The sequence below is a fragment of the Tychonema sp. LEGE 07196 genome (assembly GCF_963890365.1).
In the GTDB taxonomy this organism is placed as follows: domain Bacteria; phylum Cyanobacteriota; class Cyanobacteriia; order Cyanobacteriales; family Microcoleaceae; genus Microcoleus.
On the sequence record NZ_CAWPRX010000112.1, the window covers coordinates 1 to 8,859 of the forward strand.

Sequence of the window (8,859 nt, forward strand, 5' to 3'; positions counted from 1 at the left end):
GATTTGTAGGGGTAGTGCCCCCGTGCCTACCCTTCCCACCAACCAGTATCGGTTTTCTGTCTCGGTTACAATCCTTGCGATTCCCCCGGCATCCAGGGCGGGCACGGGGGCACCGCCCCTACAGGTTGTTGATTTGTAGCCCCCGTGCCTACCCCCTTGTAGTGTGCCCCCGTGCCTACCCCCTTGTAGGGGTAGTGCCCCCGTGCCTACCCTCATGGGGATGTTCCTAATGACTCGGCCGCCAATTCTCATCCTCCAACCTGATACCGCTGTCTTGACAAGCCCTGGTTAAATGAGGGCTGTAGTAAGGGTCATTCTCAATATATTTTTGCCACCGGCTTTCCATCAGCTTCGATTCCTTCCTCAGTCGCTCTTTCTTTTCCGGCGAATCCTCGTAACCCCGGCTTTTAGATTCGTGGTGGTAGAGAACTACATGAGGCAGGTAAATATTGCGGTACCCTTTCTCTAGCATTTTCAAACACAAATCCACATCATTGTACGCCACTGTTAGTTCTTCGTCAAACCCTCCAACACTCTCAAATACTTCGCGCCGGCACATCAAACACGCAGCAGTTACCGCTGAAACATTGTTCATACCTACCACATTCCCGAAATATCCCGGTATCGATCGCGGCATATGATAATAACTGTGACCTGCCACACCGCCGCCGAGTCCCATCACCACTCCCGCGTGCTGGATTTTGTTATCTGAATATATCAGTAAATTGCCCACAGCCCCGATCGAGCTTCTCTGAGCTTGTTCAACCATCCCGTCAATCCAATCGGGAGTAATTACCTCTGTATCGTTATTCAAAAACAGCAAGTAATCTCCCTCCGCTTTGCTAGCAGCGTAGTTGTTAATCTTCGAGAAATTGAACGGAATATCCAGCCGATAACTTTTAAACCTTGCTGATTCCTCAGCCGTCCATTTAGCCAAAATTTCCGCCGTGTGTTGCTCTTGACTGCCGTTGTCGATGACGATAACTTCGTAGTTGGGATAGACACTCTTAGTAAAGATAGACTCCAAGCAATTGTCCAAAACATCGCCTAAATCCCGCGTCGGAATAATGATGCTTACCCGCTTGTAATCCGCAATCTTGTAACGGGCAATAAAGTGTCCCAAAAAGTAGGGAACGCCTTCAATCCTTCCCGGTTCGCCCCGGCGTTCGATCGCCTCTTGCAAAGCTTTTTGCCCTGCATCATAGGCATAGGGTTTAGCATCTACACCGCCAGCAGCCGAACCCGCGTGCATTCTCCAGTGGTAAAGAATTTTAGGAATGTGAAAAATCTTGTCAGTTTTTTCCGTAAACCTCAGAACCAAATCGTAATCCTGAGCTCCCTCAAAACCTGGTCTAAAACCACCGATTTCATCGATTAAGTTTTTCCTGTAAGTTCCCAAATGGCAAGTGTACATCCGAGACAAAAACGAATCGGGACTCCATTCGGCCTTGAAGAAAGGATTTATCAGTTCTTGATCCTGATAAATCTTGTCTTCATCCGAATAAATCATGTCCGCCTCCGGGTGGCGGTTCAGCAACAGCACCACTTCATACAAAGCCTCCGGTGTCAGCGTATCATCGTGGTCTAATAAAGATACAAATTCACCCGTCGCCAACTCCAAAGCAGAATTGGAACAGTGAGAAATGTGACCGTTTTTGGTTCGATAAACTACTTTGATCCGGCTATCTTTGGCTGCATATTCTTGCAATATTCGCTTGACATGAGGCGCAGTTGATGCGTCGTCAGCAATGCACAGTTCCCAGTAGGGATATATTTGATTGAGAACTGAGTCTATAGCTTCCCTGAGATAATTCTCTGGCGTGTTGTAGATCGGCATGACAATGCTAATCAGCGGCTTGTAGCTAAAGATTTCTAATGTTTCAGCCATCTTCCGCAAATCAGCTTCTCTGGGGCTGTGCTTGGCGCGCCACTTCGTATAAGCTGGGTCTTGACCGAGGAATAGCGAATCTCGCAAGTTTTCATAATCCAAACCAAAAAGTTTCGGATCGAGTTTGCTCGCCGTCTGATAAGCTTCCAGAGCTTCCGAAAGCTTGTCTTGTTTAGCTAAAGTTTTTGCTAAATTGTGGTACGACCAGCCAAATTCAGGAGCAACCTCGATCGCTCTCCTATATGCCGCAACCGCTTCATCAAGCCGACCTTCTTGTTGCAATACATCCCCTAAGTTGTGGTGCGACCAAACAAAACTTGGATTCACTTCTGCGGCTTTCTGATAGCTTTTAATAGACTCATCAATTTTACCCCTCCATTTCAGGACATCGCCTAAATTGTGGTGAGTTCCAAAGTAATTGGGGTTAATTGCAATTGCTTTGCGGTAGGCCGCAATAGCCTCGGTATATTTACCTTCTTGTTGCAGAGACTCGCCTAATTCGTGGTACTCAGCAGCTACTCCAGGAGTGTCTTCGATCGCACTTCCAGATTGTCGGCTAGCAGCACTTTTTTCTACCGCCCTACTTACCCCCTTTTTTTTTAACACATCTTCCAACAGCCCAGAAATAGCCTTGTCATCAGGCCGAATCTGCAACGCCATCTGATAAAAGACGATCGCCCCATCCGGCCAACTGTGGCGCACCAAAGCATCCGCCAACTCAACATAAAGGTCAGCATCATTCGGCGCAATCTCCAGCGCCTTGTGATACAACTGTACATCATCGGGATTCTCCTGAATCGCCTTTCGGTACAAACCCATTGACTGCTGCAAATCCCACTGCGATCGCATCCTCAAAGCATCAGCCAGCTTTTGCGAAATCCACGGCAAATCCGGCTGAATTTCCACAGCACGGCGGTAAGAAGCGATCGCCTCATCCCACCGTTCCAGCTTCTCCAGAGCCGTCCCCATGTTGTAATAAGTCCACGCAAAATCAGGATTTAACTCGGCCGCGCGACGGTAAACCTCGATCGCCTCCTCCCACCTTTCCATTTCTAGCAGCGCGTCGCCCAACTTGCTATGCGACCAGAAAAAATTCGGGTCAATTTCGTTAGCCCGCCGGTACGCAACAACCGCCTCATCCCAGCGTTCCAAATTCACCAGCGTTTCTGCTAAATTGTTGTGCGCCCAAAAATGGTCTGGATTCAGTTCGATCGACCTTTGGTAAGCTTCTACCGCCTCATCCCACCGTTCCAACTTAACCAGCGCGTCAGCCAAATAATTGTGCGACCAACTAAAATCGGGATTTAACTCAGTTGCTTTCCGATAAGCTTCCACCGCCTCATCCCACCGTTCCAACTTCAGCAAAACATCAGCTAAATTGTTGTGAGACCAGCTAAAATCGGGATTTAATTCGATCGCCATCCGGTAAGCATTTACAGCTTCCTCCCACCGTTCCAACTTCACCAGCGACTCAGCTAAATTGTTGTGCGACCAAGAAAGTTCGGGATTATTTCTAATAGCGTTGCTGTAAGCATCTACCGCCGCTTCCCACTGTTCTTGACTTCTGAGAATTTCGCCCAATTCATGATAAGCTGCACCAGCATTTGGGTTCAACTCAACCGCGCGCCGGTAACAGTCAATACCTTGATTTACCTTACCTTGCTCGATCAAAGTTTTGGCTAAATTCTCGTGTTCCTCGGCGGTGCCAGACTTGGGGTCGAGCGCATAGGCCCGGTACAAAGCCTCAGCAGCCGCCTCAGACTTCCCTAATTGAGTTAAAAGTTTCGCAAAATTGCGGAAAGCGCCGGCGAAATCCGGCTTCAGGGCGATCGCCTTTTCGTAAGCAGAAACCGCTTGCTGCCACTGTTCCTGCTGCGCGCAAATGCTGCCGTAATTAGCATAAGCTTCAGCAAAATTCGGATTAATTTCTATTGCTTTGACATAGCAACTTTTAGCTTCATCAATTTTTCCAACCGCTTGCAAGGCGTTGCCCAGCATTTTATAAAGTGGCGCTTCCGGCTTAATTTGTAGAGCTTTCTTGCAAGCAGAAATTGCCTGTTCCCATTTACCCTGAGCAAAATAACCTTCTGCGAGTATTTTGTATGCTTCTGGATCTTCTGTAGTAATTCCAGCATTAACAGGTTGCTGAACTTGTTGACGCCCAAGCTGTTGTTGAAGTTGTTGCGGTATTTGGTTCAGTATTTCTTGCGGTATTTTCCGCAATATTTGCTCAGGTATTTGTTGTTTAACTTGTTGTTGTTGAACCTGTTGCGGTATTTGTTGTTGAACTTGTGGCGGCTTAGCAGCACCATTTGTCGCCGTTGCACCAGCCAAAGTTTGCTCTCCATCGCTGCCATTTCTAGCATTAGCTGCGTTCAGTTCAATAGCTTTGCGATAATATACTGTGGCTTCTTCTAACTTGCCTTGTTTTTTGAGGGCTTCGCCGATATTTTGGTAGGCTTGCGCCAGATTAGGATTTAATTTTATAGCGCGATCGTAACAAGAAATAGCTTCGGGCAACTTTTCCTGGCGGAAAAAAGCATCGCCCATACTCAAGTGTTCCGAGGGCTTGGCTGTTTCCGGTTCCAAAGAAAATGCGCGATACCAGCATTCCTGAGATTCTGCCCCTTTGCCAATTTGTCCGAATACTTTTGCTAAATTGCGGTATACTCCGGCGAAATTCGGTTTCAGGCCGATCGCCTTTTGATAAAATCCGATCGCCTCCTGCCATTTTTCCTGCTGCGCGCAAAGGCTGCCCAAATTCGCGTATACTTCCGCAAAATTCGGTTCTATTTCCACAGCTTTAGCGTACCAGTGCCGCGCCTCTTCCATCCTGCCTTGAGCTTGCAGCGCCTTACCCAAAGTCTTGTAAGCCGGTGCAAAATTGGGGTGCATTTTCAAAGCTTGCTCGCAGGAGGCGATCGCTTCTTCTAATTTTCCTTGGGATAAGTATATTTCTCCCTGTTGGTTAAATTGAACCGCTGTTGATTCTGTATTTACTGTTGATGGCATAGGGGCGGCTCCAGATATAGCAATTTATGTATATATTCAAAACACTTAATAAGTCTACAGCGGTTTGACATCAACGATCGCTCTCTTGTTCCCCAAATTTAAAAATTTTATAGATCGGGCCGGTCTCTAGGGTGTTTTTGAAGAAAGGTAAAGAGGGCGATCGCAGCAGGAAGATGATACAGTCAGGTCGATCGGACTCCTCGGTGCGGGCTGCGGCTGGTTTACTGGCTCTGGAGTTTTGGCTGGCTTTTGGCGAACCTCCTCCTTGTATTTTTGTCGAGTGGGGGCGGGTTTATAGAACCCATTTGATATCTATTCTGCGTAAATCTCAGAAACCGGGTTTCTGTCTATATTTCTCGTCACCCAACCAAAAACTCCAAGAAACCCGGTTTCTCGCCCCTTGCGTAAATCTCAGAAACCAGTTTCTCTCTATATTTCTCGTCACCCAACCTAAAAACTCAAAGATATCAAATGGGTTCTATATATCTTCTGAATGTGAATTAAAGATTGTTGGCGAACCCGCGCTTACAACGATTGTGGTCGTTCGAGCGGATTCGAGCTCGCCAAAGGTGGGGAAATATCAGCCGATCGCTGCGGTAAAATCGTAGTCAGGGTTAACTTAAACCATTTTTCTTTCATATGTGCTACGGATGAAGTCTTAGCCCCCCCCCGAAATCGCGGGGGGGTTGGGGGGGTAATATCTAGCGCTACTTTCTTCCATTGGTATTAAACCTTTATATAATGGAAGTGGATATTACTAATACCGATATCAATAAAAATACACTCTATGCGAGTATGGGAGTGCCTGAGTTTTGGCGGTTTAACGGGCGGGTATGGCGAATTCTGCAATTAGTTGATGGGGCCTATGTCGAGTGCGATCGATCTCCGACTTTTGGCATCATTGAAAAAACGGATTTATTCCGGTTTCTAGAAGTGGCTTTCATTGATGAAGTTGCCGCAGAGATTGATTTTCGTCAATGGGTGCGAGGGCAGATTCAATGCCCAGTAGAGAAAGTGCGACCGGCATAATTCGCAGTAATATCGTGTCCGGTAGGCGATCGTAATAATAACATTGCTGTCAATTGACCGGACACAATATAATACCAATTATCAACAATCATTTGACATTAGCCGTGCGATCGCACCCAAAGGAGAAGAGTCTTTTTAGCAAAAAACGATCGCCATTTTCCCAAGCCGTGCGATCGCCTTTTTGTCAACAATTAGTTAACAAATATTAGTAATTACTAATCAAGCTCCTGCCGCGGCTGCTGCTTCTTCTTCTACGTCTTCGGCTTCAGAACCTGCTTGAATTCCCAGCACGCTAACAACCACCTGAGTTGGTTCGCCGAGAGCTACTACTCCCGCAGGCAAAACTAATTCCTCAATGTGCAGCGCATCCCCTACTTTTAAATTAGAAATATCTACTTCTATTGATTCAGGAATGCTGTCAGGTTTGCACTTAACTGCTAGTTGGGTCAGCACGGTATCCAAGATGCCGCCTTCTAACTTGACACCGACAGATTCGCCGACAAAACTTAGCGACACTTCAACTTCCAGGCTGTCTTGACTCGCGACGGAGAAAAAGCTCAGGTGGTAAGGATAGCCCTTCCAAGGATGAACTTGAACTTCTCGGAGCAAGGTTTTTCCGCTCCAAGAGAGGTCGGGAATACTGAGGTCAATTAGGGCGTTGTTGACTACGTGCTTTTTGAGCAGGTTTTCAACTGTTTTGGCTTTGACGGTAAGGGCTATGGATTCAGAGCCTTTGTGGCCGTAAAGGACGGCGGGAATCAATCCTGAGCGGCGGAGGGCGTTAGGCTTGCTGCCTTCTGCCCGCTTTTGACATTCTACTGAGAGTTCCATTTTATTACTTTCTGTTGATTGTTTTTACATTTTATCAAATTTGTGCAAAGCGCGATCGAACTTAATTAAATTCCCTGATAATTAGTCATTAGTCATTAGTCATTAGTCATTAGTCATTGGTCATTAGTGATTGGGCATTGGTCATTTTAGCCGAAGAGCGACTTTTCTGCTGGCGTAGCCGAAGCAAGCCAAAGGCTAGTCATTGGTGATTCGGCAATTCTTCGCCAAGGCGTGTCAACAATGAGAGCATCTGGTGTTTTGCAAAAAGCATTTTTTTATTATAGTGCGAGCACATCAAATGCAAAACACAAATGTTCCCGTCAAAAATCGCCTAAAAACCTTTGTATCTCTTGTTTATAACTGAGCCTCTCTCTCCCTAAATCCCCCTCAATAAAGGGGAGTAGGGGTTGAGTTTTAGGACTCCGGTTCCCCCCTTGTTAAGGGGGACTAGGGGGGATCGGCGGGCCTAATAGTCACAGAGCAGACTGATAATATACTTGAGATTAAGTTGATACCGATGATTCTCTCAATCTCCGGCTATCCGATCGCTCTTTACCCTATCTCAAATCCCAAATCGGCAATCTAAAATGCTTTGGCTGCGGGATGGCCGTCAGCAGACAGCAAAGCGCGTTTGGGGCCATGAATCGGGTCTTCGACAATGATAGTTTGGTCGCGGCTGGCTCCGAGAGATACAATTGCGATCGGCACTTCCATTAAGTCCGCCAAAAACTTGAGATAATCCAATGCTTGTGACGGCAAATCTTCCAACTTGCGGCAATCTTCCGTAGACTGTTTCCAACCGGGAAGGGTTTCGTAAATGGGCTTGCACTGAGCAAATATCCGGGAACTTTTCGGGAAATCTATACAGCGTTCGCCGTTAATTTCGTAAGCAACACAAACTTTTATTTCTTCTAATTCATCTAAAACATCGAGTTTGGTAATTGCCAGACAGTCAAGGCCGTTAATGCGGACTGCGTAGCGGCCGATTACTGCGTCGAACCAGCCGCAGCGACGTTTCCGACCAGTTGTGGTGCCGAATTCTGCACCTCTTTCGCCTAAAACTGCGCCTATCCCATCGACCATTTCCGTAGGGAAGGGGCCTTCTCCGACGCGGGTTGTGTAGGCTTTTGCTACGCCAATGACGCGATCGATCGCTGTGGGCCCGACACCAGTTCCCACGCAAGCGCCACCCGCGATGGGATTGCTAGAAGTAACGTAAGGATAGGTGCCGTGGTCTAAGTCTAATAAAGTGCCTTGCGCGCCTTCAAACAGAATATTTTTGCGCGTGTGAAGTCCCTCATAAATTTTCAGGGAACTGTCTACTACGTGCGGCCGCAAACGTTCTGCATAAACTCGATATTCATCAATTACATCTTGCGGATTGAGAGGTGGCAAATTGTAGAGTTTTTCAAGAATGACGTTTTTATGATTTATCGTCCATTCCAGTTGTTCTTGCAAACCTTCCAAGTCCATTAAATCGAGCATCCGAATGCCTGTGCGTTCCGATTTGTCGGCGTAGGTAGGGCCAATGCCGCGTCCCGTCGTCCCGATTTTATAATTTCCCCGCTGTTGTTCCGATGCCACATCGATTAATCGGTGATAGGGCATGGTGATGTGAGCCGTCTCTGAAATCATCAGGGAGGCAGTCGAAATATTCAGTTTTTCTAGCTGATCTAACTCTGCAATTAAAACTTTAGGGTCGATTACCGTGCCGCAGCCGATGATACACTGTGTCTCGGGATAGAGAATCCCGGACGGAATTAAGTGCAACTTGAAAGTTTTACCGTTGACTACCACGGTGTGACCGGCGTTGACGCCCCCTTGGTACCGTACAACGATATCTGCGGATTTGCTGAGCAAATCGGTAATTTTGCCTTTTCCTTCATCGCCCCACTGGGCGCCGATCACAACTACGTTAGCCAAGGGTTTCTCGCGTTCAGTTCAGGTTGACACAAACTCCGATTATGTACGAATGTGTCGCGGATGTCAAATATATTTTTGTTACAATTGAGAAAGTTGAGGCTCTATGGCGCTTTCAACCCACTTCCAGCACGATCGGGGGAGAGGGGGAGAATGGGAGAGGGGGAGAATGGGAATAG

The 8,859-nt window shown here is 47.1% G+C and carries 5 protein-coding genes; 2 read left to right on the forward strand and 3 right to left on the reverse strand.

Features of this window, described 5'->3' with window-relative positions:
• Positions 1 to 226 precede the first annotated feature (226 nt).
• Positions 227 to 4,900, reverse strand: a complete 4,674-nt coding sequence (locus tag AACV78_RS13565) for a tetratricopeptide repeat protein (RefSeq protein WP_194010146.1) — start codon at positions 4,898 to 4,900, stop codon at positions 227 to 229.
• 137 nt (positions 4,901 to 5,037) lie between these two features.
• Here AACV78_RS13565 and AACV78_RS13570 point away from each other — a divergent pair, with 137 nt between their 5' ends.
• Both AACV78_RS13570 and AACV78_RS13575 read left to right on the forward strand, forming a co-directional pair.
• Positions 5,038 to 5,508, forward strand: a complete 471-nt coding sequence (locus AACV78_RS13570) for a hypothetical protein (protein ID WP_194010147.1) — start codon at positions 5,038 to 5,040, stop codon at positions 5,506 to 5,508.
• A 133-nt stretch (positions 5,509 to 5,641) separates the two neighbouring features.
• Complete coding sequence (locus AACV78_RS13575; protein ID WP_194010148.1) at positions 5,642 to 5,929, forward strand: PDDEXK family nuclease; 288 nt, start codon at positions 5,642 to 5,644, stop codon at positions 5,927 to 5,929.
• A gap of 219 nt (positions 5,930 to 6,148) precedes the next feature.
• Here AACV78_RS13575 and AACV78_RS13580 read toward each other — a convergent pair whose 3' ends face one another.
• A complete protein-coding gene (locus AACV78_RS13580; protein ID WP_194010149.1) occupies positions 6,149 to 6,760 on the reverse strand; it encodes a 50S ribosomal protein L25/general stress protein Ctc in 612 nt (203 codons plus the stop codon).
• A 582-nt stretch (positions 6,761 to 7,342) separates the two neighbouring features.
• Complete coding sequence (locus AACV78_RS13585) at positions 7,343 to 8,683, reverse strand: adenylosuccinate synthase (protein ID WP_194010150.1); 1,341 nt, start codon at positions 8,681 to 8,683, stop codon at positions 7,343 to 7,345.
• Positions 8,684 to 8,859 lie beyond the last annotated feature (176 nt).